We start from the raw sequence: 25,418 nt of genomic DNA on the forward strand, positions 1-25,418 counted from the left end.
GGCGAAGGAATTGAGCGGATGTATGATTTCGTGATTATCGGCGGCGGCATCATCGGCATGTCGACCGCCATGCAGTTAATTGAGATTTACCCGGACGCCCGCATTGCGCTGCTGGAAAAAGAGTCCGGCCCGGCCTGCCATCAGACCGGCCACAACAGCGGCGTGATCCACGCCGGGGTGTATTACACCCCCGGCAGCCTCAAGGCGCAGTTTTGCCTCGCCGGCAACCGCGCTACCAAGGCCTTTTGCGAGCAGAACGGCATCCGCTATGACGTCTGCGGCAAGATGCTGGTCGCCACCTCGCCGCTGGAGATGGAGCGGATGCGCGCCCTGTGGGATCGCACCGCCGCCAACGGCCTGCAGCGGGAATGGCTGAGCGCCGGGGAGCTGCGCGAGCGCGAACCGAACATAACCGGGCTCGGCGGGATCTTCGTCCCTTCCAGCGGCATCGTCAGCTACCGCGACGTGGCGGCGGCGATGGCGAAGAACTTCGAATCGAAAGGCGGCGCCATCGTCTACAACGCCGAAGTCAGCGCCCTGAAAGAACACGCCAGCGGCGTGGTGATCCGTACCCGTCAGGGCGGTGAGTATGAGGCCTCGACGCTGATTACCTGCTCCGGGCTGATGGCCGATCGGCTGGTGAAAATGCTCGGCGTCGATCCCGGGTTTATCATCTGCCCGTTCCGCGGGGAATATTTCCAGCTTGCCCCGCAGCACAATCAGATCGTCAACCATCTGATCTATCCGATCCCCGATCCGGCGATGCCGTTCCTCGGCGTCCACCTGACCCGCATGATCGACGGCAGCGTCACCGTCGGCCCCAACGCCGTGCTGGCCCTGAAGCGCGAAGGCTATCGCAAGCGTGATATCTCGCTGGCCGATACCCTGGAGATCCTCACCTCGCCCGGCATCCGCCGGGTACTGCAAAACAACCTGCGCTCCGGACTGGGCGAAATGAAGAATTCGCTGTGCAGAAGCGGCTATCTGCGGCTGGTGCAGAAATACTGCCCGAGCCTGACGCTCAGCGATTTACGCCCGTGGCCGGCCGGCGTGCGGGCGCAGGCGGTGTCGCCGCAGGGCAAACTGATCGACGATTTTCTCTTCGTCACCACCGCGCGTTCCATTCACACCTGTAACGCGCCGTCGCCGGCGGCGACGTCGGCTATCCCGATCGGCGCGCATATCGTCAGCAAGGTGCAGACCCTGCTGGCCAGCCAGAGCAATCCCGGACGCACGCTGCGTGCGGCACGTAGCGTGGAGACACTACACGCCGCTTTTACCCGTTAACCCCCTGAAGACAGGAAGCGATTATGCAACTCAACGATATGACTCTGTTTCGCCAGCAGGCGCTGATTGATGGTCAGTGGCGCGATGCGCCCAACGGCGACGTGATTGCGGTGACCAACCCGGCCAACGGCGAGCAGCTCGGCAGCGTGCCGAAAATGGGCGCCGACGAAACCCGACAAGCGATCGAGGCAGCTAACCGCGCCCTTCCCGCCTGGCGTGCCCTCACCGCCAAAGAGCGGGCGAACATTCTGCGCCGCTGGTTCGATCTTATGATGGAGAATCAGGACGATCTCGCTCGTCTGATGACCCTCGAGCAGGGGAAACCGCTGGCGGAAGCCAAAGGTGAAATCAGCTACGCCGCCTCCTTTATTGAGTGGTTCGCCGAAGAAGGTAAGCGCATTTACGGCGACACCATTCCTGACCACCAGGCCGACAAGCGCCTGCTGGTGATTAAGCAGCCCATCGGCGTTACCGCCGCCATCACCCCGTGGAACTTCCCGGCGGCGATGATCACCCGCAAAGCGGGCCCGGCGCTGGCTGCGGGCTGCACCATGGTCCTGAAACCGGCCAGCCAGACGCCGTTTTCTGCGCTGGCGCTGGCCGAACTGGCGAATCGCGCCGGGATCCCCGCCGGGGTGTTCAACGTGGTCACCGGCTCAGCCGGCGCGGTCGGCGGCGAACTGACCAGTAACCCGCTGGTGCGCAAGCTCTCCTTTACCGGCTCGACCGAGATTGGCCGCCAGCTGATGGAGCAGTGCGCGAAAGACATCAAAAAAGTCTCCCTGGAGCTGGGCGGCAACGCGCCGTTTATCGTCTTCGACGATGCCGACCTCGACAAAGCCGTCGAGGGGGCGCTGGCGTCGAAGTTCCGCAACGCCGGGCAGACCTGCGTTTGCGCCAACCGCCTGTACGTCCAGGACGGGGTATATGAACGTTTCGCCGAGAAGCTGCAGCAGGCGGTGGAAAAACTGCGCATTGGCGACGGCCTGCAGGACGGGGTCACCACCGGCCCGCTGATCGACGAGAAAGCCGTCGCCAAAGTTGAAGAACACATTGCCGACGCCATCGCCAAAGGCGCGAAGGTGGTCACCGGCGGCAAACCGCACGCCCTGGGCGGCAACTTCTTCCAGCCGACCATCCTGGTCAACGTTCCCGACAGCGCCAAAGTGGCGAAAGAGGAGACCTTCGGCCCGCTGGCCCCGCTGTTCCGCTTTAAAGATGAAGCCGACGTCATTGCCCAGGCCAACGATACCGAGTTCGGCCTCGCCGCCTATTTCTACGCCCGCGATCTGAGCCGCGTGTTCCGCGTCGGCGAAGCGCTGGAGTACGGCATCATCGGCATCAATACCGGCATTATCTCCACCGAAGTCGCCCCGTTCGGCGGCGTTAAGGCCTCCGGCCTCGGCCGCGAAGGGTCGAAGTACGGTATCGAAGACTACTTAGAAATCAAATACATGTGTATTGGCCTTTAACAGGAGTGTCGGATGAACAGCAATAAAGCATTAATGGCGCGTCGCAGCGACGCGGTCCCGCGCGGCGTCGGCCAGATCCATCCTATCTTCGCCGAGCGCGCGGAGAACTGCCGGGTGTGGGACGTCGAAGGGCGGGAATATCTCGATTTTGCCGGCGGTATCGCGGTGCTCAATACCGGCCACCTGCATCCGCAGATTGTCGCCGCCGTGGAGGACCAGCTGAAAAAGCTGTCCCATACCTGCTTCCAGGTGCTGGCCTACGAGCCCTACCTGGCGCTGTGCGAAAAGATGAACCAGAAGGTGCCAGGTGATTTCGCCAAGAAAACCCTGCTGGTCACCACCGGGTCGGAAGCGGTGGAGAACGCGGTGAAGATCGCCCGCGCGGCAACCGGGCGCAGCGGCGCTATCGCCTTCACCGGCGCCTATCACGGCCGTACCCACTACACCCTGTCGCTGACCGGTAAAGTGAATCCTTACTCCGCCGGTATGGGCTTAATGCCGGGCCACGTCTATCGCGCCCTCTACCCGTGCGCGCTGCACGGCGTCAGCGATGACGAGGCGATCGCCAGCATCCATCGCATCTTCAAAAACGATGCCGCGCCGGAAGATATCGCCGCCATCATTATCGAGCCGGTGCAGGGTGAAGGCGGATTCTATGCCGCCTCCCCGGCCTTTATGCAGCGCCTGCGCGCCCTGTGCGACGAGCACGGCATTATGCTCATCGCCGATGAGGTTCAGAGCGGCGCGGGCCGCACCGGTACCCTGTTCGCCATGGAGCAGATGGGCGTCGCGGCGGATATCACCACCTTCGCCAAATCCATCGCCGGCGGTTTCCCGCTGGCGGGCGTCACCGGCCGTGCGGAGGTGATGGACGCCATCGCCCCCGGCGGACTGGGCGGCACCTACGCCGGCAACCCCATCGCCTGCGCCGCCGCCCTGGCGGTATTGCAGATTTTCGAGCAGGAAAACCTGCTGGAAAAAGCCAACCAGCTCGGCGATACCCTGCGCCAGGGCCTGCTGGCGATCGCTGAAGATCATCCGGAGATCGGCGATGTCCGCGGTCTGGGAGCGATGATCGCCATCGAGCTGTTTGAAGAGGGCGACCACAGCAGACCGAACGCAAGACTCACGGCGGATATCGTCGCCCGCGCGCGCGACAAAGGCCTGATCCTGCTCTCCTGCGGGCCGTACTACAACGTACTGCGCATCCTGGTGCCACTGACCATCGAAGAGGCGCAGATCGAGCAGGGGCTGAAGATCATCGCCGACTGCTTTACCGAGGCAAAACAGGCATAGAACAACAGATATGCGGACACGAAGTACGTTAGTAAGGGAATGAAGACGAGACCTGCAAAACAACAATAATACGCGTGCCCCGGCGCGGGAATGTCGGGGCGCTCTCCCAGGTGACACACTTCGAGAGGGTAAATGATGGGGCAACTGTCGCAATCACAGGATTTAGGGGCGGGACTGAAGTCGCGCCACGTCACAATGTTATCTATCGCCGGGGTGATCGGCGCGAGTTTATTTGTCGGATCCAGCGTCGCCATTGCCGAGGCGGGCCCGGCGGTGCTGCTGGCCTATCTGTTTGCCGGGCTGCTGGTGGTGATGATTATGCGTATGCTGGCCGAAATGGCGGTCGCCACGCCGGATACCGGCTCCTTTTCCACCTACGCCGATAAAGCCATCGGCCGCTGGGCGGGGTATACCATCGGCTGGCTGTACTGGTGGTTTTGGGTCCTGGTTATTCCGCTGGAAGCCAATATCGCGGCGATTATTTTGCATTCATGGGTGCCGGGCGTCCCGGTGTGGTTGTTCTCCCTGGTCATCACCCTCGCCCTCACCGGCAGTAACCTGCTGAGCGTCAAAAACTACGGCGAATTCGAGTTCTGGCTGGCGCTGTGCAAAGTGGTCGCTATTCTGGCGTTTATCGTACTGGGCGCGGTCGCCATTACCGGTTTTTATCCCTATGCCGAGGTGAGCGGCATTTCGCGTCTATGGGATCACGGCGGCTTTATGCCCAACGGCTTCGGCGCGGTGCTCAGCGCGATGCTGATCACCATGTTCTCGTTTATGGGCGCAGAGATTGTCACTATTGCCGCCGCCGAATCGGATACCCCGGATAAACATATCGTGCGCGCCACCAACTCGGTGATCTGGCGTATCTCTATTTTTTATCTGTGCTCGATCTTTATCGTCGTCGCTCTCATCCCATGGAATATGCCGGGGCTGAAGAGCATCGGCTCCTACCGCTCGGTGCTCGAGCTGCTGCATATTCCCTATGCCAAGCTGATTATGGACGGCGTGATCCTCCTGTCGGTCACCAGCTGTCTGAACTCGGCGCTGTATACCGCTTCGCGGATGCTCTACTCCCTGAGCCGTCGCGGCGATGCGCCGGCCATCATGGGGCGGACCAACCGCAGCAAAACGCCGTACGTGGCGGTGCTGCTCTCCACCGGCGCGGCATTCCTCACCGTGGTGGTAAACTACTACGCGCCTGCCAAGGTGTTTAAATTCCTCATCGACAGCTCCGGCGCCATCGCCCTGCTGGTCTATCTGGTGATCGCCGTTTCGCAACTGCGGATGCGCAAAATCCTTCAGGCGCAAGGCGGCGAGATCCGTCTCAGAATGTGGCTCTATCCGTATCTGACCTGGCTGGTGATCGCCTTTATCACCTTCGTGTTGGTGGTGATGCTGTTCCGTCCGGCGCAGCAGCTGGAGGTGATCTCTACCGGCCTGTTAGCATTGGGAATTATTTGTACGGTACCGATTATGTCGCGCTGGAAAAAGCTGGTATTGTGGCAAAAACTGCCGCTGCAAAATACGCGTTAACCCTCTTCCCGGCGCCCGCCGGGAAGAGTATTCAGGAGTAAGAACATGACCGCCATTTCCCAGGCGACGGCCATTGACGGGTACCGTTGGTTAAAAAACGACATCATCCGCGGGGTCTACCAACCCGATGAGAAGCTGCGGATGAGCCTGTTGACCTCGCGCTATGCCCTGGGGGTCGGTCCGCTGCGCGAGGCGCTTTCGCAGCTGGTGGCCGAGCGGCTGGTGACGGTGGTCAATCAGAAAGGCTATCGGGTAGCGCCCATGTCGGAACAGGAGCTTCTCGATATCTTCGACGCGCGCGCCAACATGGAAGCCATGCTGGTGCGCCTCGCCATTGAGCGCGGCGGCGATGAGTGGGAAGCCGAGCTGCTGGCTCGCGCCCATCTGCTCAACAAGCTGGAGTCGTGCGAAGCGAGTGAGCACTTACTCGATGAATGGGACCAGCGCCATCAGGCATTTCACACCGCCATCGTCGCCGGCTGCGGTTCGCAGTATCTGCTGCAGATGCGCGAACGGCTGTTCGACCTGGCTGCCCGCTACCGCTTCATCTGGCTGCGCACCACTGTGCTGTCGGTGGAGATGCTGGAAGATAAGCATGTCCAGCATCAGACTCTGGTGGACGCTATTCTGGCGCGCGACGCTGAACAGGCCAGCGCGCTGATGCGCGAGCACTTACTGACTCCGATCCCGATTATTCAGCAGGCGATGGCCGACAAGCTGCAGCCGCAGGTAGTGTGAGTCAGGCGGTGGGGTAGAAAGTACGGGGATGCCGGCAACGTCTTCGTCACGCTCCTCCACGCCGCACGGGCGTGGAGAAATCGTATCCGTAGATCAATCAGGCCCGCAGACGAACCGGCTCGCTGAAATCGTCGGCCGGTTCCAGCTTCAGATTAAAGGTGGTCAGCAGTGCTGCCGCGCGCTCGTGAAACTCGCGCAGCGTTTTTTCCAGTCTGTCGCTCACTTCCGGGTCGTCAATGTCGACCGCCTGCCATGACCCTTCTTTATTGAACAGACCAAACTGGTAGCTATAGGTAAAACGTGACTCTTGTGCTTCCATTTCCATCCACCAGCCCCAGAATTCACGCTTCTCCGGCGCGGGCTTAACATTGACGCAAACTGCCAGGCAATCGAAAAAGAAACGGTTGTCATGGCACTGCTCTTCGCGAATGTAAGGCCCTAGCGCCGTGAATTTCTTGATCAACTTACTTTTCAGGTGTCCACTCGGTAACGTCATTGCGATCTCCTTTAGTGATGCAACTGTTTTACCAAACCAATAGAATTTAGCAATAAATTAACCAAATCTATGATTGATCCAGCGGGCGATCTGTCGCAATGCGTGATCAAAATTGCGATACACCGGGTTAAACGGGATCTCCAGCAGTTTGCCATCGGCAGATGACGAGGTGATTAACCGCGACTCCTCTTCAGGGCTGAACGGATCATCCTTCCAGAAGCCGGAGAGCATCGGCGTCGGGCAACGGCGCCCCAGCAGTCCCTGGGTTTTGAGCGAATAGCGATTGAGCTCCACGCGCAGCGCTTCATCGGATGCGTCATGCATGCCCAGCCGCGAGGCCAGCACGTCGAGGTACATCTCCGGCACGCGCCCCTGATGCAGGGGATCCACCAGCAGACCGTGGACCACCGGCCCCAGACAGGCTACGGCCTTCAGCCGCTGCGGCTCCAGGTAACCGAGACGCACCGCGATATTGGCGCCAAAGCGGAAGCCGAAGGCGGCGACCCGGGTATGGTCAATCCACGGCACATTTTCCAGATGGCGCAGCGCGTGCTGATGCAGCAGGCTGGTGTCCTGATTCAGCGTCCATTTTGATGAGAAGCCGATGGAGGGCATATCAATGGTCAGCATGGCAATGCCGAGCGGTGAGAAGTAGTTTTCATACAGGTTGTAATAATCGGTCTGCAGCGAGTCCAGCCCCCCGCACATCAGCACCGTCGGAAACGGCCCCTCGCCTTTCGGCATATGCAAAAAGCCGGTTATCGGCGAGCCGCCAGGGATAGTAAACTCCAGCTCGCGCAGGGCGCCAGGCAGCCGCTGGGCGGCCTCTTCATACGCCCGGTTGGCTAAAGCCTGCGCCTGTTCCGCCAGCTCATCGCCTTTGATATGCGGATAAGCGGCAATGCTGTACAGGTTCGAAGCATGCAGCCAGTGGCGGCCGCTCAGCAAAGGATCGGCTTCCTGCCCGGCCTTTTGCTGCCACTGCATGGCTTCTTTCGCCCACTCAAAAATCCAGTTGCCGCCGCGATAGCCGATAACGGTATCGAACAGCTCGGGATCGGTTCGTTCGGCCTCGCTCATTACAATGCGCGCTTGCACATCGAGAATCTCTTGCGGGGTTACGCCGCGCCAGATCCACATTAAGCGATTGATCAGACGGTACCAGTGATCGACGTGATTGCCGCTCAGCGCTGACTGCATCGCCTGGGGTTTTCCGGCAGAAAACCGGCGCACCAGCGTAGAGGTTTCTGGATGTTTGAAGCGAGGTTTAAACAGCGTTTCGCTAAGGTTAGCCTGTGACATGTGCAGTCTCCGTCGTAGTGCCACTCCGGATATTGTAACCTGCTAAAGGATAAAAAAAACCACGCCCGGCAAGCCGGGCGTGGTAAATAGCACTGTCCTGAAGAATTAACGACCTGCGATAGGCGGTACAAACACCACGCCCATATCCCACGGCTGTTCAATCCAGGTATCCTGCGGAATATCAACCACGTAATCATCCACCAGCGGACGGCCTGCCGGTTTGGCGAAAATGGTGACAAAGTGCGCTTTGGGATACATTTCGCGGATCGCCACAGCGGTCCCGCCGGTATCCACCAGATCGTCGATAACGATAAAGCCTTCGCCATCGCCTTCCGCACGTTTCAGCACTTTCAGCTCGCGCTGGTTATCATGGTCGTAGCTGGAGATGCATACGGTATCAACATGACGAATGCCCAGTTCACGCGCCAGTAACGCTCCCGGTACCAGTCCGCCGCGGCTAACGGCAATAATGCCTTTCCATTGCTCAACCGGCAGCAGACGGCTGGCCAGTTTGCGGGCGTGAATCTGCAACATGTCCCAGGTGACGACGTATTTTTCGCTCATGTGAAGTGTCCCAGCCTGTGTAATACGGCTTAAATAATGTTCGAGGGGGAAAATGGTTGCGCGAGATTATAGAGATCTGACGCACTAAAAACCAGTGTTAAGCGGTTTGCGCAACGCTTTTTGCGTTGTTTACACTACCTGCGGCGGTGGAAAGTGGTATTCTCAACCCCATCGCGCAAGCCCGGGCTTGTTGTGTATTTTAACGCTAACCCTCGTCCTGCAACCGCTGTATGCAGGAGTCTGTAAGGAGACTTACCGTGTCTGAACTGTCTCAACTATCCCCGCAGCCGCTTTGGGATATTTTTGCCAAGATTTGCTCCATCCCGCACCCGTCCTATCACGAAGAACAGCTCGCCGAGCACATTATGGGTTGGGCAAAAGAAAAAGGCTTACACGCGGAACGCGACCAGGTTGGCAACATTCTGATTCGTAAAGGCGCGACTGCCGGTATGGAAAACCGTAAGCCGGTAGCGCTGCAGGCGCACCTCGATATGGTGCCGCAGAAAAATAACGACACCGTCCACGACTTCGTTAAAGATCCGATCCAGCCGTACATTGACGGCGAATGGGTGAAAGCGCGCGGCACCACGCTGGGCGCGGACAACGGTATCGGAATGGCGTCCGCACTGGCGGTACTGGCCGATGATAGCGTCGCTCACGGCCCGCTGGAAGTGCTGCTGACCATGACCGAAGAAGCCGGCATGGACGGCGCGTTCGGTCTGCAGGCCAACTGGCTACAGGCCGATATCCTGATCAACACCGACTCCGAAGAAGAAGGCGAAATCTACATGGGTTGCGCCGGCGGGATCGATTTCACCTCTAACCTGGCGCTGACCCGCGAAGCGATTCCGGCCGGGTTCCAGAGCTTTAAAGTCACCTTAAAAGGGCTGAAAGGCGGCCACTCCGGCGGTGATATTCACCTTGGTCTGGGTAACGCCAACAAGCTGCTGTCGCGCTTCCTCGCCGGCCACGCCGATGAGCTGGATCTGCGTCTGGTCGATTTCAACGGCGGCACGTTGCGCAACGCCATCCCGCGTGAAGCTTACGCTACTGTCGCCGTCGCCGCGGATAAAGCCGATGCGCTGAAAGCGCTGGTGAATACTTACCAGGCGCTGCTGAAAAACGAGCTGGAGGCCAAAGAGAAGAACCTGGTGGTGCTCGTGGAAGCGGTCGATAACGACAAAGCGGCGCTGACTCAGGCTTCCCGCGACACTTTCATCCGTCTGCTGAACGCCACGCCGAACGGGGTTATCCGCAACTCTGACGTGGCGAAAGGCGTAGTGGAAACTTCGCTGAACGTCGGCGTCGTCACCATGACCGATGACAACGTACAGATCCACTGCCTGATCCGCTCGCTGATCGACAGCGGCAAAGACTACGTGGTCAGCATGCTGGATTCTCTGGGTAAGCTGGCGGGGGCGAAAAACGAAGCCAAAGGCGCTTACCCTGGCTGGCAACCGGACGCCAATTCGCCGGTGATGCACCTGGTGCGCGAGACCTATCAGCGTCTGTTCAACAAGACGCCGAACATCCAGATCATCCACGCCGGTCTGGAATGCGGCCTGTTCAAAAAACCGTATCCGGAAATGGACATGGTCTCCATCGGGCCGACCATTACCGGTCCGCACTCTCCGGATGAGCAGGTACATATCGAAAGCGTCGGCCAGTACTGGACGCTGCTGACCGAGCTGCTGAAAGCCATTCCGGCTAAATAAGCACTACCACCGGCGGCAGTCCGCCGCCGGTTTTTCACCCGCCTCACCTTAGCGACCCGCGCTTTCCATCCGGTAGTTAATAAACCACTCTCCGCGCGCCGCTACCCGCTGCTCAGCCACCACCTTAAAGCCATGGGCTGTAAAACAGGGTTTTGCCGTAATGCTGGCGTCCACCGTCAGGATTTGCGCAGGATACTGAGCGCAGAGCGCCTCGATAAGCGCGCCGCCGATACCCTGCCGGCCATGATCCGGCGAGACGAAGAGTAAATCGATATGCGTCCCGATGGCGGTGATAAAGCCAACCGGTTGATGCTCTACTTCCGCCACCAGCCCGATTGAATCAGCCAGCTTTTGCCGCCAGCGCGTCTCATCCACCTGCGCCCAGGCCGCAATCTGCGCCGGGGTATAGTCCCGGCTGGCCGTTTCCCGCACCGCGCGCAGAAAGATCTGGCAGAGCAGTGGTAAATCGCTGTCGTGGTAAGGGCGAATGTGCATGGTTAAATCCCTAATAAAAGCTGCCTTTCCAGCTGCGGATCGAGCAGCGTTACGTGGAGCCCAACCAGACGCACGCCACGTCCGCCACGGCGCTCATCCCAGGCCTTGTGCGCGGTGGCAATCAGATCCGCTTTGTTCAGCCGCGGCCAGACGTGCTCCTGGGTGGTCAGCTGGAAGTCATTGAATTTCAGTTTAATCCCCTGACGGGCGATCAGCAGGTCCGGTTTAACCTTCGCCAGCCGGCGCTCCAGCTCCGGGTAGAGGTTTTCGATTATCGCTTCGCACTCCGGCCATTCGTGAATATCTTCCGCCAGGGTGCGCTCCACGCCCACCGACTTGCGCTGCCGGTCGTTATGGATTTCCCGCTCATCAATCCCGTGGCTACGCTCCCACAAAATACGGCCAAATTTACCGAAGCGCTTAAGCAGCATGGCCAGATCGCTGTTCTGCACATCGCCACAGGTACGCAGGCCCATATTTTCCAGCTTCGCTGCCGATACCTTCCCGACGCCGGGTATTTTCGCCAGCGGCAGCGCCCGCACAAACTCAGCCACCTGATGGGGAGCGATAACGAACTGGCCGTTGGGTTTATTCATGTCAGAGGCGATTTTGGCAAGAAACTTTACCGGCGCGACCCCCGCCGAGGCGGTGAGGCGCAGCTCCCGTTCAATGGTTTCGCGGATCTCCTGGGCTATCAGGGTGGCCGACCCGTGACAATGCACGCTGTCGCTGACGTCAAGATAGGCTTCATCCAGCGACAGCGGCTCAATGCGCGAGGTGTAGCGGGAGAAAATTTCGCGGATATGGTTCGAGGCTTCTTTGTAGGCATCGAAGCGGCCGGGAAGCAGTGTGAGATGCGGGCACAGCTTGAGCGCTGTCGCCGTCGGCATAGCGCTGCGCACGCCAAACTTGCGCGCAGGATAGTTCGCGGTACTAATCACGCCACGCTGTACCCGACTGCCGCCTATTGCGAGGGGGATATCGCGCAACGCCGGGTTGTCGCGCATCTCCACCGCCGCAAAGAAACAGTCCATATCGACATGGATAATTTTACGCATCGTCAGACTCAACACTGTATACCCATACAGCATAGCAAAACTCGCTGCGAATTTGATGCTTTTTTTATTTCATCGGCTAAAAAAGCGGTCAAAACATAAAAATGCAATGAATTATGTTTATTTTCATAAAGTTAACCAATGAATCTGGAAGGTGTAATCATGAAGAAAATACTTACCGCACTTTGCCTGGTGGCCACCGCCGGCGCCTGGGCAGCCCCACAGCTGATTGCCCACCGCGGCGGCACCGGCGATGCGCCGGAAAATACCCTGCCAGCGATCAAGCTGGCGCTGGAGAATAACGCTGAGGCCATCTGGGTCACCGTGCAGTTAAGCCGCGACGGCGTGCCGGTGCTCTACCGGTCAAGCGATCTTTCCGCATTGACCAATAGCGAGGGCAAAGTTTCCAGTTTGACCGCCGCCGAGCTGGCGAAAGTCGATGCCGGCTGGAAATGGGGTGATGACAGCCACCCCTGGCGCGGCAAGCAGGCTACCATTCCCACGCTGCAAGCCGTTTTGCAGCAATGGCCGCACACGTTCTTCTACATCGACATTAAATCTCCGGATGCCGACCCGATCGTGATGGGCGAGCGCCTGCTTGCGGTGTTAAAAGCCACGCACAGCCTCAATCGCGTGCGGGTCTATTCCACCGAAGACCGCTATATCGCCGCGCTGCCGCCGGCTATTCCCCGCTTCGTCACCCGTAGCGAAACCCGCACCAGGCTCGCCAGTATTTCGCTCAGCCATCAGTGCCAGCCTGCCAGCCAGCGCGAAGGCGAACAGTGGTATGGGCTGGAGCTGAAGCGCAAGGTAGAGGTGGTGGAGAAATTCACCCTTGGAGAAGGGATCTCCCCGGCGACGCTCACCTGGGATAAAGAGGCGATGGATTGCTTCCGCTCGCAGGGCAAAGCGCACATTATCTTCTTCGGCATCAACAGTGCGGAAGATTACCGCACGGCGAAGGCGCTGGGCGCTGACGGCGTGATGGTTGATTCCCCGGCGCAGGCGAAAAGCTGGCAGTAAGGGCGCAAAGGGAGAAAAAAGGCCACGAAAGCGGCCTCACATTGCTGGCATGTTGTTGCCGGGTGGCGGCTGGCGCCTTACCCGGCCTACAAAACCGAAGCAGCAGGCCCGGCAAGCGCAGCGCCTCCGGGCCAAAATGGCCAAAGATTACAAAATACGCCGCTGCTGGCGCTGCGCCTCGCGGGCGAGACGTTTCTTACGCGCGTCGCAGGGCTCAGGACAGTCGCAGACTTTCTCCAGCCCCAGCGAGGAGATCCCCCCGCAGCTGCCCTGAATGCTCTTGCGCTTCACCAGGTAGCCCAGCGACATCCCGAGGATCACCAACGCAAAAATCACAAAGGTTGCGACAAACACCGTCAGCATCGTCAGCCTCCAAAGTCGTCGAGCAGAATATTCTCGTCCTCGACGCCCAGATCCTTCAGCATCTTAATCACCGCGGCATTCATTACCGGCGGCCCGCACATGTAGAACTCGCAGTCTTCCGGCGCCGGGTGATCGCGCAGATAGTTCTCGTACAGAACGTTATGGATAAAGCCGGTATGCCCCGTCCAGTTATCTTCCGGCAGCGGATCGGAGAGCGCGACGTGGAAGGTAAAATTCGGGTTATCCCGCGCCAGCTGTTCAAACTCATCATCGTAGAACATCTCGCGCAGCGAGCGCGCTCCGTACCAGAAGCTGATTTTGCGTGTGCTGTGCAGGCGCTTGAGCTGGTCGAAAATATGCGAACGCATCGGCGCCATCCCGGCGCCGCCGCCGATAAACACCATCTCAGCGTCGGTTTCTTTGGCAAAGAACTCGCCGAACGGCCCGGAAATCGTCACCTTATCGCCCGGCTTCAGCGACCAGATATAGGACGACATGATCCCCGGCGGGGCATCCGGCACCTTCGGCGGCGGCGTCGCAATGCGCACGTTGAGCATAATGATACCCTTCTCTTCCGGATAGTTAGCCATCGAGTAGGCGCGCAGGGTCGGCTCTTTCACCTCAGAGACGTAGCGGAACAGGTTGAACTTGTCCCAGTCCGAGCGGTATTCATCCGGAATATCGAAGTCAGCATAGGCCACTTTATGCGGCGGGCATTCGATCTGAATATAGCCCCCCGCGCGGAACGGCACCACCTCCCCCTCCGGGATCCGCAGCTTGAGCTCTTTAATGAAAGTGGCTTTGTTATCATTGGAGATAACTTCACACTCCCATTTTTTCACACCGAAGATTTCCTCCGGTAGCTCAATCTTCATGTTCTGCTTCACCGCGACCTGGCAGGCCAGACGGCAGCCGGCTTTGGCTTCACGTTTGGTAATATGCGAAAGCTCGGTCGGCAGGATATCGCCGCCACCCTCTTTAATAGTCACCCGACACTGGCCGCAGGAGCCGCCGCCGCCGCAGGCGGAGGAGACAAAAATCCCGTTGCTCGACAGCGTGTTCAGCAGCTTATCCCCCGCCGGGGTGCGGATCTGCTTATCCGCTTCGTTATTGATCTCAATAACCACGTCGCCCGCGTTCACCAGCTTTGAGCGCGCTGCCAGGATAAGCCCCGACAGCACCAGCACAATCAGCGTGAACATCACGACGCCAAGAATAATTTCCATACTTATTCGCCCTTATAGCTGCACGCCTGAGAAGGACATAAAGCCCAGCGCCATCAACCCGGTGGTGATAAAGGTGATCCCTAACCCGCGCAAGCCGGCAGGCACGTTGGCGTACTTCATCTTTTCGCGGATCCCCGCCATCGCCACAATCGCCAGCATCCAGCCGATGCCGGAGCCGAAGCCGTAGACGATGGATTCCGGGAAGTTGTAATCACGCTGCACCATGAACGACACACCGCCGAAAATGGCGCAGTTAACGGCGATAAGCGGCAGGAAGATCCCCAGCGCGTTGTATAGCGCCGGGAAGTACTTATCGAGGATCATCTCGAGGATCTGCACCAGCGCGGCGATCACCCCGATAAAGGTGATGAAGTTCAGGAAGCTGAGGTCCACCCCTTCCACCAGCGCGCCGTCGCGCAGCACCAGGTTATACACCAGGTTGTTGATCGGTACGGCAAGACCCAGCACCACCGTCACCGCAACGCCGAGGCCGAAGGCGGTGGAGACCTTTTTCGACACCGCGAGGAAGGTACACATCCCGAGGAAGAAGGCCAGCGCCATGTTCTCAACGAACACCGCGCGGACAAACAGGCTAATGTAATGAGCCATCATCGATTACTCCTTTTCCTGCTGTTCAGGCTTCCAGCTACGCAGGGCCCAGATCAGCAAACCGATAATGAAGAACGCGCTCGGCGCCAGCAGGAACAGGCCGTTCGGCTGATACCAGCCGCCGTTCTGCACCGTCTCCAGCACCGTGATCCCGAACAGCTTGCCGCTGCCGATAAGCTCGCGCAGGAAGCCGACGATAATCAGGATCGCGCCGTAGCCGAGACCGTTGCCGATACCGTCCATAAAGCTGGCCAGCGGCGGCGACTTCATGGCGTAAGCTTCGGCGCGGCCCATCACGATGCAGTTGGTGATGATAAGCCCGACGAATACCGACAGCTGCTTGGAAGTCTCATAGGCGAAAGCCCGCAGTAGCTGATCCACCACGATAACCAGCGAGGCGATGATCGCCATCTGCACGATGATGCGCACGCTGTTGGGAATGTGGTGGCGGATCATCGAGATAAACATGCTGGAGAACGCCGTCACCAGGGTTACCGCAATGGTCATCACGAAGGCGGTTTCCAGTTTAGTGGTGACCGCCAGCGCGGAACAGACGCCCAGCACCTGCAGGGCGATGGGGTTATTGGCAATGAGCGGGCCCACCAGCACGCGCTTCACCTCTTTCATATCGCTCTGTTCAGCCATTGTTCAGCCCTCCTTCACGCACCTTTTTCAGGAACGGACCAAAGCCCAGTTCACCCATCCAGAAATCGAAGCTGTGCTGTACGCCATTTGACGTCAGCGTGGCGCCCGATAAGCCATCAACCGCATGCAGGTCACCAGCGCGCGCGCCGCCTTTGACCACTCTCAGCGCCGGCATGCCGTTGTCATCCAGCACCTGCTTGCCGACAAACTGCTGGCGCCAGTTCGGGTTCTCCACTTCGCCGCCCAGCCCCGGCGTTTCGCCCTGATCGTAGTAAGTAATGCCTTTTACCGTGCGGCCATCGACGTCCAGCGCCACGAAGGCATACATCATCGACCACAGGCCGTTGCCATAAATGGGCAGCACCACCTGCTCAATCTTCTGCTGCGCGTCACGCACCAGGTAAATTTCCGCCAGATTACTGCGGCGTTTTATCCCGGCCGGATCCTGGCTGGCGTCCAGCGCCATACTCTGTTGCGGATCCTTCAGCGCCTGGGCCTGATTGAATTTTGACGGGTCTTTCTCCAGCAGCTCACCGGTCGCCAGATTCACCAGTCGCGGCGAAATGCGCGCCGCGAAGGTGTCGGCGACCGCATCAGCATCCATGCCGGGGTGCATCAGGCCGGACACCGCCAGGATATTACGCTGCTTATCCAGCGCCCGCTGCGCCTGCTGGCGGGATTTCAGCCCGACGGCCGAGCCCGCTACTACGATGGAGCAGACCAGACAAAGCACCAGCACCACCAGCAGCGTTTTGCCGATGCTATCGTTACTTTTCTTCTCAGCCACGCGACTTCCTCCGCTTAATATTGGCCTGCACCACCAGGTAGTCGAACAGCGGTGCGAAGAGGTTGGCAAAGAGGATCGCCAGCATCATCCCTTCCGGATAAGCCGGGTTCACCACGCGGATCAGCACGCACATCACGCCGATCAGCACGCCGTAACTCCATTTCCCTTTATCAGTAAACGAGGCGGATACCGGGTCCGTCGCCATAAACATCATGCCGAAGGCAAAGCCGCCGAGCACCAGATGCCAGTACCATGGCATAGCGAACATCGGGTTGGTGTCGGAGCCGATAACGTTAAACAGGGTGGCGGTGGCGATCATGCCGATCATTACCCCGGCGACGATGCGCCAGGACGCGACGCGGCCAAAGAGAATGATCGCGCCGCCGATCAGGATCATCAGCGTTGAAACTTCGCCAATCGAGCCCGGAATATTGCCGAGGAAGGCGTCCATCCAGCTCACCGGGATGCCGGTAGCGACGTTAACCAGCGCTTCACCGCCGCCGCTGGCCCACTGGGAGAGCGGCGTCGCGCCGGAGAAACCGTCCGCTGCCGTCCACACCAGGTCGCCGGAGATCTGCGCCGGATAGGCGAAGAACAGGAACGCGCGCCCCGCCAGCGCCGGGTTGAGGAAGTTGCGCCCGGTGCCGCCGAAAATCTCCTTAGCGATCACCACCCCGAAGGAGATCCCCAGCGCCGCCTGCCATAGCGGCAGCGTGGGCGGGACGATCAGCGCAAACAGAATCGAGGTGACAAAGAAGCCTTCGTTGATCTCATGCTTGCGCACGATAGCGAACAGCACTTCCCAGAAGCCGCCGACGATAAAGACAGTGATATAGATAGGCAGGAAGAAGACCGCGCCTAAGGTCATCATGCTCAGCCAGCCGGCGTCGGCGCTGAAGCTCACCCCTAACCACTGGGCGACGCTATAGTGCCAGTTGTTGGCGATCGCCTGCTGCAGTTGTTCGGCGCCGTAAAGCTTATGTAGCGCCGGAATGGTCTGCAGCCCGACGTTGTACATCCCCCAGAACATCGCCGGGAATACGGCAAACCACACGAGGATCATCATCCGCTTGAGGTCGATGGCGTCGCGCACGTGCGCCGCGCCGCGGGTGACCTGGCCTGGAGTGTAGAAGATGGTCGCCGCCGCCTCATACAGCGGGTAATATTTTTCCAGCTTGCCGCCGTGCGTGAAATGCGGCTCAAGTTTTTCAATCAGATGCTTTAAGCCCATCTCTTATCCTTCCTGCTCAATCCGGGTTAATACGCTGCGCAGCGCCGGGCCATATTCATACTTCCCGGGGCAGACGTAGGTGCAGAGCGCCAGATCTTCTTCATCCAGCTCCAGACAGCCCAGCGCCTGAGCGCTGTCGGTGTCCCCGGCCAGCAGATCGCGCAGCAGTATAGTCGGCAGGATATCCAGCGGCATCACCCGTTCGTAGTTGCCGATCGGCACCATCGCCCGCTCGCCGCCGTGGGTATCGGTGGAGAAATGAAAGCGCTTGCGCTTGAAGAAATGGCCTAGCGTAGTGCGGGTAATCGAGAACTTCTCTTTGCCCGGCATCACCCAGCCAAACAGCTCTTTTTCCCGACCTTCGCGAACCACGCTCACCTGCAGATGGAAACGCCCGAGGAAGGCGTGGGGGCCGTGGGCGCGGGTACCGCTGAGCACCGAGCCGGAAATGACGCGGTTTTCCCCCTCCTCCAGCTCGCCCGCCAGCAGATCGTCCAGACTGGCGCCCAGCGTCGTTTTGACCAGCCGCGGCGACTTCACCTGCGGGCCGCCGAGCGCAATCACCCGCTCGCAGTTCAGCTCACCTTCAAGGAAAAGCTTACCAATGGCGATCGCGTCCTGATAATTGAGGTGCCAGACCTGCTTATTCAGGCTCACCGGCTCCAGAAAGTGAATATGCGTTCCCGGCAGCCCCGCCGGGTGCGGCCCGGTGAACTGGTTAAAACAGACCTGGCCAGCTGGATGACCGCCGAGCTTACCGCCGCTGGGCTGGCAGACGTGGACTTTCCCGTCGGTCAGACGCGTCAGCACGGTAAGGCCGGCGTCGAAAGCGGCCCGTTCGGCCAGAATAATCGGCTGCGGCTCCGCCGCCAGCGGATTGGTATCCATGGCGTTAACAAAGATAGCAGCCGGCACGCTGCCCGGGCGCGGCGTTTTACTGAATGGCCGGGTGCGCAGCGCCGTCCACAGGCCCGACGCCAACAGCTGCTGCTGCACGGTGTCGCGCGGCAGTTCAGCCAGCGCGTCCGCGGCGTAACGGGTAAACGCCACCGCGTCATTGCCCTCGATATCAATCACCACCGACTGCAACACGCGCCGTTCACCGCGGTGGATCGCGCTGACGACCCCGCTCGCCGGGGCGGTAAAGCAGACGCCGGGGATCTTTTTATCTTCGAACAGGATCTGACCTTTTTTGACCCGATCGCCTTCTTTGACCGCCATGGCGGGACGCATGCCGACGTACTCTTCGCCGAGTAGCGCGACGCGCTTCACCGCTGGCGCGGAAGAAATCTGCTGTAATGGCATGCCAGCTATGGGCAAATCCAGCCCTTTCGTGATTTTAATCATATCGTTAGCAGGTATCCGTAACCTCAACCCCGACGCAGGCCGGGGCCAGCTTATTGACAAAATGGTAGAGAAGAAAGGGCAAAACGGCGCCAGTAGCGCTCAGGACGGAAGAGAAGCATCCTTTCTTACTCTGGTGATGAACCGGCGCAAGTGTAACATTTCGTGAGCGGCGGCTGTAGCGCAAGGGGCGATAAGTGCTTCTAAAATGCGAGCTATTGCGCAAAGTTCTCACTGTGTTTTCGTCGCCGTCAGGGTATAAAGTGAGGCTGAATTGTAAACGCCGCCACGTCGCCCTTGCGAAAAAATGCCGTGATGCTAATGTGAGCGCTCTAAATCCAGAAAACTCTGATTTCGGGTCTCTCTTGCCGTCCTGGCAATGTGGCTATTTTGTTTTATCAAGGAACAAGCAGTATGCGCAAAATCGCATTATTTATTGCGATGCTTCTGCTGCCGTGCGTGTCATTTGCCGGGCTGCTCAGCAGCAACAGCCCGACGACGCCGGTTAGCAAAGAATATAAGCAGCAATTAATGGGTTCACCGGTTTACATTGAGATCTTTAAAGAAGAGCGCATGCTCGACCTTTACGTCAAAATGGGTGAGACCTACCAGCTCCTCGACAGCTATCGGATCTGCAACTACTCCGGTGGCCTGGGCCCGAAACAGCGCCAGGGCGATTTTAAGAGCCCGGAAGGGTTCTATAACGTCACCCGCAGCCAGCTCAAACCCGACAGTCGCTTCTATAAAGCGATTAATATCGGCTTCCCGAACGCCTACGATCGCGCCCATGGTTATGAAGGGAAATACCTGATGATCCACGGCGACTGCGTATCAGTCGGCTGCTACGCCATGACCGACAGCGGGATCGATGAGATCTTCCAGTTCGTGACCGGCGCCTTAGTCTTCGGTCAGCCAAGCGTGCAGGTGAGTATCTATCCGTTCCGCATGACCAACGCCAATATGGAACGCCACAAATACTCCTACTATGCGGATTTCTGGAAACAGCTGAAGCCTGGCTATGATTATTTCCAGCAGACCCACAAACCGCCGGTCGTATCAGTGACCGACGGCCGCTATGTGGTGAGCAAGCCGCTCAGCCACGAGGTTGTCCAGCCGCAGCTGGCCTCAAACTATACGCTCCCCGAGACAAAATAACGCCCACTCGCCTGGCATGATCTTATGCCAGGTCTCATTGGCCGTCAGCGGCTGCGTGGCGATAACCGTGACCACATCGTTGGGTGTGGTCTCGCGTTGAAAGTCGATCTCCACATCCTGGTCCAGCAGTTTTGCCACGCCGAACGGCGCCCGCCGGGTGATCCAGTGCAGGTTGGTCGAGCAGAACGCCATCACATAGCGTCCGTCCGATAGCAGCATGTTGAACACCCCTTTCTCACGCAGCTCCCCCGCCAGGGTGGCGATATACTTAAATACGCCCAGCATATTGCCCGGCGTACGCGGGTAGCGCTCGGTTAAGCGGTGCAGCAGCCAGCAGAAGGCCTTTTCACTGTCGGTTTCACCTACCGGGTGGAAATTGCCGGTTTTCAGCGATTTATAGCCTTTGAGCTGCCCGTTGTGCGCGTAGGTCCAGTTGCGCCCCCACAGCTCGCGGGTGAACGGATGCGTATTCTCCAGGGCCACCATCCCGCGGTTGGCCTGGCGGATATGCGCGACGACGGAACAGGACTTAATCGGGTAATCCTGGACCAGTTTCGCGATCGGCGACTGAAAGCTCGGCTGCGGATCTTTGAATGTGCGACAGCCTTTGCCTTCATAGAAGGTGATGCCCCAGCCGTCTTTATGCGGCCCCGTCCCGCCTCCGCGCTGTACCAGCCCGGTAAAGCTAAAACAGATATCTGTTGGCACATTGGCGCTCATCCCGAGCAGTTCGCACATAGATCACCTCACCATCACAAATCACGACGGCGCCGAAGCGAGGCCGCCGTCAACAGTACACACTCACCTGCCTGTTAGCCTTTCGCCATCTCTTTTTCGATCAGCATAATCAGGATATGGATCACTTTGATGTGGATCTCCTGAATGCGGTCGGCGTAGCCAAAGTGCGGCACGCGAATTTCAACATCGGCGCTCCCGGCCATCTTACCGCCGTCTTTACCGGTCAGGGTGATCACTTTCATCCCCTGCGCCCGCGCGGCTTCTATGGCCTTGATAACGTTGCCGGAGTTGCCGGAGGTGGAGATGCCAAGCAGCACATCGCCCGCGCGGCCGACGGATTCAACGTAGCGGGAGAATACATACTCATAGCCAAAATCATTGCTCACGCAGGAGAGATGGCTGACGTCGGAGATCGCAATGGCCGGATAACCCGGGCGGTTTTCGCGATAACGTCCGGTCAGCTCTTCCGCAAAATGCATCGCATCGCAATGGGAACCGCCGTTACCGCAGGACAGCACTTTACCACCCGCCTTAAAGCTATCCGCCAGCAGGACAGCGGCACGCTGGATAGCATGGATATTGGCTTCGTCCTGCAGAAAGTTAGCCAGCGTTTCCGCGGCTTCGTTCAGTTCGTTACGAATAAGATCCTGGTACATGAGGATAATCCTTCAGTATGAGTGGAATAACCCTGGCAGTGTACCGGATAGCCGCCGAAGCGAGAAGCAGCAGGCAGCGTTATCCCCCGCCCTTTTGATTTTATGTGCCGCTTTTGCATACAACAATGTGAGCAAGGTTGTAATTATTTTGTAAACACATTGCTAAATAAAAAAGCATGCACTACAACCAATACATCACAAGTGGTCAGACCTCCTACAAGCACAGGGAGCATTTCTCTATGATGATTTTGAGTATTGTTGCAACCGTTGTTTTACTCGGTGCGCTCTTCTATCACCGGGTCAGCCTGCTGCTCAGCAGCGTGATCTTGCTCGCCTGGACCGCAGCGCTCGGCGCGGCCGGTCTGTGGAATATCTGGCTGCTGCTGCCGCTGGCGATCATTCTGTTGCCGTTTAACTTTGCGCCTATGCGTAAATCCATGATTTCCGCACCGGCGTTTCGCGCTTTCCGCAAGGTGATGCCGCCGATGTCGCGTACTGAAAAAGAAGCCATCGACGCCGGGACCACCTGGTGGGAAGGGGATCTGTTTCGCGGCAACCCTGACTGGCACAAGCTGCATAACTATCCGCAGCCGCGTCTGACCGCCGAAGAGCAAGCCTTCCTCGACGGCCCGGTGGAAGAAGCCTGCCGGATGGCCAACGACTTCGCCATCACCCACGAAATGGCCGATCTGCCGCCGGAGCTGTGGGCGTATCTGAAAGAGCATCGCTTCTTCGCGATGATCATTAAGAAAGAGTATGGCGGGCTTGAGTTCTCCGCTTATGCCCAGTCGCGGGTGCTGCAGAAGCTCTCTGGCGTCTCCGGCATTCTGGCGATCACCGTCGGCGTCCCGAACTCACTGGGGCCGGGCGAGCTGCTGCAGCATTACGGTACCGAAGAGCAGAAAAACCATTATCTGCCGCGTCTGGCGCGCGGGCAGGAGATCCCCTGCTTCGCTCTCACTAGCCCGGAAGCGGGCTCTGACGCCGGCGCCATCCCGGATACCGGCGTGGTCTGCATGGGTGACTGGCAGGGCCAGCAGGTGCTGGGTATGCGCCTGACATGGAACAAACGCTACATTACGCTGGCGCCTATCGCCACCGTGCTGGGACTGGCGTTTAAACTTTCTGACCCGGATCGTCTGCTGGGGGGAGAAGAAGAGCTGGGCATCACCTGCGCGCTGATCCCGACCTCCACCCCGGGCGTGGAAATTGGCCGTCGCCACTTCCCGCTTAACGTCCCGTTCCAGAACGGCCCAACCCGCGGCAAAGATATCTTCGTGCCGATCGATTACATCATTGGTGGGCCGGGGATGGCCGGTCAGGGCTGGCGCATGCTGGTTGAATGTCTGTCGGTGGGCCGCGGTATTACTCTGCCATCCAACTCCACCGGCGGCCTGAAATCGGTGGCTATGGCTACCGGGGCTTACGCCCATATTCGCCGGCAGTTCAAAATCTCGATCGGTAAAATGGAAGGGATTGAAGAGGCGCTGGCGCGCATTGCCGGTAATGCTTATGTAATGGACGCTGCGGCGTCGCTTATCACCTACGGCATTATGCTCGGCGAGAAACCGGCGGTGCTCTCCGCGATCGTGAAATATCACTGCACCCACCGCGGCCAGCGCTCCATTATCGACGCAATGGATATTACCGGCGGGAAAGGCATTATGCTGGGCGAAGGCAACTTCCTCGCCCGGGCCTATCAGGGCGCGCCTATCGCCATCACCGTGGAAGGGGCGAACATTCTGACCCGCAGCATGATGATCTTCGGTCAGGGTGCGATTCGCTGCCATCCGTACGTACTGGAGGAGATGGCCGCCGCGCAGAGCAACGACCTGAACGCCTATGACAAGCTGCTGTTCAAACATATCGGCCACGTCGGTAGTAACAAAGTACGGAGTTTCTGGTTGGGCCTGACCGGCGGACGCACCAGCAGCGCGCCGACCCGCGACGTCACCCGCCGCTACTATCAGCAAATGAACCGCCTGAGCGCGAACCTGGCGCTGCTGTCAGACGTCTCGATGGCGGTGCTGGGGGGCAGTCTCAAGCGTCGCGAACGTATCTCCGCGCGTCTGGGGGATGTGTTAAGCCAGCTGTACCTGGCCTCGGCGGTGCTGAAACGCTATGACGATGAAGGACGCAACGAAGCCGATCTGCCGCTGGTTCACTGGGGGGTGCAGGATGCGCTGCATCAGGCCGAGCAGGCCATCGACGATCTGCTGAAAAACTTCCCCAACCGTCTGGTGGCTGGCGCAATGCGGCTGGTCATCTTCCCGACCGGTCGTCATCATCATGCGCCGTCGGATAAGCTGGACCATAAAGTCGCTAAAATTCTGCAGGTGCCCAGCGCCACCCGCTCCCGCATCGGTCGCGGTCAGTACCTGACGCCGAGCGAGCATAACCCGGTTGGTCTGCTGGAAGAGGCCCTGCTGGAAGTGATGGCGGCCGATCCTATCCACCAGCGGATCTGCAAAGAGTTGGGTAAAAACCTGCCGTTCACCCGTCTGGATGAGCTGGCACACAACGCGCTGGCCAAAGGATTAATAAATCAGGAAGAAGCCGCTATTCTGACCCGTGCAGAGCACAGTCGCTTGCGCAGCATTAACGTCGACGACTTTGCGCCAGAGGAGCTGGCGACAAAGCCGGTAAAGCTGCCGGAAAAAGTTCGCAACGTTGAAGCCGCATAATAAAATAATCACCACATCACACGCCGGGCGGGGAATTTTCCCCGCCTTTTTTTCGTCCCCCCTCCTCCGTGGCTTCTGTCAGTAGCATTTTTTTAACAAAATATTCCGCTGACCGCCGCGAGGCTGATATGGTGTTACAGTTAACCTAACCCCCTCATGAGAATGGAGTTGACCATTGTGCCTGGCCTGAAAATTACGCTGTTGCAACAACCGCTGGTCTGGATGGACGGCCCTGCCAACCTGCGCCATTTTGATCGCCAACTGGAAGGGATTGTCGGGCGTGATATCATTGTTTTACCTGAGATGTTTACCACCGGCTTTGCGATGGAAGCGGCAAAACAGTCTTTACCCGAGGCCGAGGTGGTGGCGTGGATGCATGCCCGGGCGGCGCAAACCCAGGCGTTGATCGCCGGCAGCGCCGCGCTGCAAACTGAGCGCGGGGCCGTTAACCGCTTCCTGCTGGTCGAGCCTGACGGCACAGTTCATCATTATGATAAACGGCACCTGTTTCGTATGGCGGATGAACACCATCACTATGAGGCCGGGGACAAGCGCGTGGTCTTTGAATGGCGCGGATGGCGGATCCTGCCGCTGGTCTGTTACGACCTGCGCTTCCCGGTATGGTCGCGTAACCTTAACGATTATGATCTGGCGCTGTATGTGGCGAACTGGCCGGCACCGCGCTCCCTGCACTGGCAGTCGCTGCTGGTCGCCCGCGCGATTGAGAACCAGGCCTACGTCGCCGGCTGTAACCGGGTCGGCACCGACGGCAACGGTCATCATTACCGCGGTGATAGCCGGGTTATCAGTCCCCAGGGGGAGATTGTCGCCACCGCCGATCCGCATCAGGCCACTCGTCTTGACGCCGAACTGTCGCTGAGCGCCCTCCAGGAATATCGTGAAAAATTCCCCGCCTGGCGCGATGCCGATCCTTTTACTCTGGATTAATCCCCCTCCGCTTTCTTCCCCCCTTCTGCGGGAAAAGAAAGCGGAATTTCCTC

At 58.9% G+C, this 25,418-nt stretch carries 24 protein-coding genes; 10 read left to right on the forward strand and 14 right to left on the reverse strand.

What is annotated here, in order from left to right; genetic code table 11:
- Positions 1-18: 18 nt before the first annotated feature.
- The 5 genes from lhgO (at position 19) to csiR (ending at position 6,329) form a co-directional block, all read left to right on the forward strand.
- On the forward strand, positions 19-1,287 hold the full coding sequence (gene lhgO, locus GT756_RS07370; protein ID WP_032455601.1) for an L-2-hydroxyglutarate oxidase: 1,269 nt from the start codon (positions 19-21) through the stop codon (positions 1,285-1,287).
- A gap of 23 nt (positions 1,288-1,310) precedes the next feature.
- Positions 1,311-2,759 (forward strand): NADP-dependent succinate-semialdehyde dehydrogenase, encoded by a 1,449-nt coding sequence (gene gabD, locus GT756_RS07375; protein WP_160124639.1) that lies wholly within the window; start codon positions 1,311-1,313, stop codon positions 2,757-2,759.
- Positions 2,760-2,771: 12 nt separating this feature from the next.
- Positions 2,772-4,055, forward strand: a complete 1,284-nt coding sequence (gabT, locus tag GT756_RS07380) for a 4-aminobutyrate--2-oxoglutarate transaminase (RefSeq protein ID WP_004204663.1) — start codon at positions 2,772-2,774, stop codon at positions 4,053-4,055.
- Between the two features lie 135 nt (positions 4,056-4,190).
- Complete coding sequence (gene gabP, locus GT756_RS07385; protein WP_004204661.1) at positions 4,191-5,591, forward strand: GABA permease; 1,401 nt, start codon at positions 4,191-4,193, stop codon at positions 5,589-5,591.
- A gap of 45 nt (positions 5,592-5,636) precedes the next feature.
- Entirely contained in the window at positions 5,637-6,329 is a 693-nt protein-coding gene (gene csiR, locus GT756_RS07390; protein ID WP_043521479.1) for a DNA-binding transcriptional regulator CsiR, read from the forward strand.
- 97 nt (positions 6,330-6,426) lie between these two features.
- On the opposite strand, the gene crl is transcribed toward csiR, so the two are convergent.
- From crl to gpt, 3 genes are all read right to left on the reverse strand, one after another.
- Positions 6,427-6,825, reverse strand: coding sequence for a sigma factor-binding protein Crl (gene crl, locus GT756_RS07395; protein ID WP_002889793.1), 399 nt, complete (start codon positions 6,823-6,825; stop codon positions 6,427-6,429).
- Positions 6,826-6,882: 57 nt separating this feature from the next.
- A complete protein-coding gene (gene frsA, locus GT756_RS07400; RefSeq protein ID WP_004204644.1) occupies positions 6,883-8,127 on the reverse strand; it encodes an esterase FrsA in 1,245 nt (414 codons plus the stop codon).
- 105 nt (positions 8,128-8,232) lie between these two features.
- On the reverse strand, positions 8,233-8,691 hold the full coding sequence (gpt, locus tag GT756_RS07405; protein ID WP_002889733.1) for a xanthine phosphoribosyltransferase: 459 nt from the start codon (positions 8,689-8,691) through the stop codon (positions 8,233-8,235).
- A gap of 257 nt (positions 8,692-8,948) precedes the next feature.
- Between gpt and pepD the strand changes: the two genes are divergently transcribed.
- A complete protein-coding gene (gene pepD, locus GT756_RS07410; protein WP_160124640.1) occupies positions 8,949-10,406 on the forward strand; it encodes a cytosol nonspecific dipeptidase in 1,458 nt (485 codons plus the stop codon).
- A gap of 48 nt (positions 10,407-10,454) precedes the next feature.
- Here pepD and GT756_RS07415 read toward each other — a convergent pair whose 3' ends face one another.
- Both GT756_RS07415 and dinB read right to left on the reverse strand, forming a co-directional pair.
- The gene (locus tag GT756_RS07415; RefSeq protein ID WP_023319792.1) at positions 10,455-10,901 is read right to left on the reverse strand and encodes a GNAT family N-acetyltransferase; all 447 of its coding nucleotides are present in this window, start codon (positions 10,899-10,901) and stop codon (positions 10,455-10,457) included.
- Between the two features lie 2 nt (positions 10,902-10,903).
- A complete protein-coding gene (dinB, locus tag GT756_RS07420) occupies positions 10,904-11,959 on the reverse strand; it encodes a DNA polymerase IV (protein ID WP_004204641.1) in 1,056 nt (351 codons plus the stop codon).
- A gap of 159 nt (positions 11,960-12,118) precedes the next feature.
- Here dinB and GT756_RS07425 point away from each other — a divergent pair, with 159 nt between their 5' ends.
- Positions 12,119-12,979: a glycerophosphodiester phosphodiesterase family protein gene (locus GT756_RS07425; protein ID WP_160124641.1), complete on the forward strand. Its 861-nt coding sequence runs from the start codon at positions 12,119-12,121 to the stop codon at positions 12,977-12,979.
- A 147-nt stretch (positions 12,980-13,126) separates the two neighbouring features.
- On the opposite strand, the gene nqrM is transcribed toward GT756_RS07425, so the two are convergent.
- From nqrM to GT756_RS07460, 7 genes are read right to left on the reverse strand one after another with little or no spacing between them, the layout of a single operon-like run.
- The gene (nqrM, locus tag GT756_RS07430) at positions 13,127-13,342 is read right to left on the reverse strand and encodes a (Na+)-NQR maturation NqrM (protein ID WP_004204638.1); all 216 of its coding nucleotides are present in this window, start codon (positions 13,340-13,342) and stop codon (positions 13,127-13,129) included.
- 2 nt (positions 13,343-13,344) lie between these two features.
- On the reverse strand, positions 13,345-14,568 hold the full coding sequence (gene nqrF, locus GT756_RS07435) for an NADH:ubiquinone reductase (Na(+)-transporting) subunit F (RefSeq protein WP_064177987.1): 1,224 nt from the start codon (positions 14,566-14,568) through the stop codon (positions 13,345-13,347).
- 12 nt (positions 14,569-14,580) lie between these two features.
- Positions 14,581-15,177 carry an NADH:ubiquinone reductase (Na(+)-transporting) subunit E gene (gene nqrE / locus GT756_RS07440; RefSeq protein WP_004177335.1) on the reverse strand — a complete coding sequence of 199 codons (597 nt, stop codon included), beginning with the start codon at positions 15,175-15,177 and terminating at the stop codon, positions 14,581-14,583.
- Between the two features lie 6 nt (positions 15,178-15,183).
- Positions 15,184-15,822: an NADH:ubiquinone reductase (Na(+)-transporting) subunit D gene (locus tag GT756_RS07445; RefSeq protein ID WP_002889716.1), complete on the reverse strand. Its 639-nt coding sequence runs from the start codon at positions 15,820-15,822 to the stop codon at positions 15,184-15,186.
- Entirely contained in the window at positions 15,815-16,609 is a 795-nt protein-coding gene (locus GT756_RS07450) for a Na(+)-translocating NADH-quinone reductase subunit C (protein WP_049003844.1), read from the reverse strand. Before GT756_RS07450 ends, GT756_RS07445 begins: the two co-directional genes overlap by 8 nt.
- Positions 16,602-17,840, reverse strand: a complete 1,239-nt coding sequence (locus GT756_RS07455; protein ID WP_004204634.1) for an NADH:ubiquinone reductase (Na(+)-transporting) subunit B — start codon at positions 17,838-17,840, stop codon at positions 16,602-16,604. The genes GT756_RS07450 and GT756_RS07455 overlap by 8 nt, the downstream gene beginning before the upstream one ends.
- A 3-nt stretch (positions 17,841-17,843) precedes the next feature.
- Positions 17,844-19,187 carry a Na(+)-translocating NADH-quinone reductase subunit A gene (locus GT756_RS07460; RefSeq protein ID WP_004204633.1) on the reverse strand — a complete coding sequence of 448 codons (1,344 nt, stop codon included), beginning with the start codon at positions 19,185-19,187 and terminating at the stop codon, positions 17,844-17,846.
- Positions 19,188-19,598: 411 nt separating this feature from the next.
- On the opposite strand from GT756_RS07460, the gene dpaA reads away from it, so the two are divergent.
- Positions 19,599-20,339: a peptidoglycan meso-diaminopimelic acid protein amidase gene (gene dpaA, locus GT756_RS07465; RefSeq protein ID WP_002889699.1), complete on the forward strand. Its 741-nt coding sequence runs from the start codon at positions 19,599-19,601 to the stop codon at positions 20,337-20,339.
- On the opposite strand, the gene GT756_RS07470 is transcribed toward dpaA, so the two are convergent.
- On the reverse strand, positions 20,310-21,077 hold the full coding sequence (locus GT756_RS07470; RefSeq protein WP_004204630.1) for a class II glutamine amidotransferase: 768 nt from the start codon (positions 21,075-21,077) through the stop codon (positions 20,310-20,312). The genes dpaA and GT756_RS07470 overlap by 30 nt on opposite strands.
- Positions 21,078-21,151: 74 nt before the next feature.
- Positions 21,152-21,733, reverse strand: coding sequence for a D-sedoheptulose 7-phosphate isomerase (lpcA, locus tag GT756_RS07475; RefSeq protein ID WP_004145825.1), 582 nt, complete (start codon positions 21,731-21,733; stop codon positions 21,152-21,154).
- A 239-nt stretch (positions 21,734-21,972) separates the two neighbouring features.
- On the opposite strand from lpcA, the gene fadE reads away from it, so the two are divergent.
- Positions 21,973-24,417: an acyl-CoA dehydrogenase FadE gene (gene fadE, locus GT756_RS07480; RefSeq protein WP_108450671.1), complete on the forward strand. Its 2,445-nt coding sequence runs from the start codon at positions 21,973-21,975 to the stop codon at positions 24,415-24,417.
- 177 nt (positions 24,418-24,594) lie between these two features.
- Positions 24,595-25,365, forward strand: coding sequence for an amidohydrolase (locus GT756_RS07485; RefSeq protein WP_004204628.1), 771 nt, complete (start codon positions 24,595-24,597; stop codon positions 25,363-25,365).
- Positions 25,366-25,418: the final 53 nt, after the last annotated feature.

The sequence above is a fragment of the Klebsiella sp. Q2 genome (genome assembly GCF_009900705.1).
GTDB lineage: Bacteria > Pseudomonadota > Gammaproteobacteria > Enterobacterales > Enterobacteriaceae > Klebsiella > Klebsiella quasipneumoniae.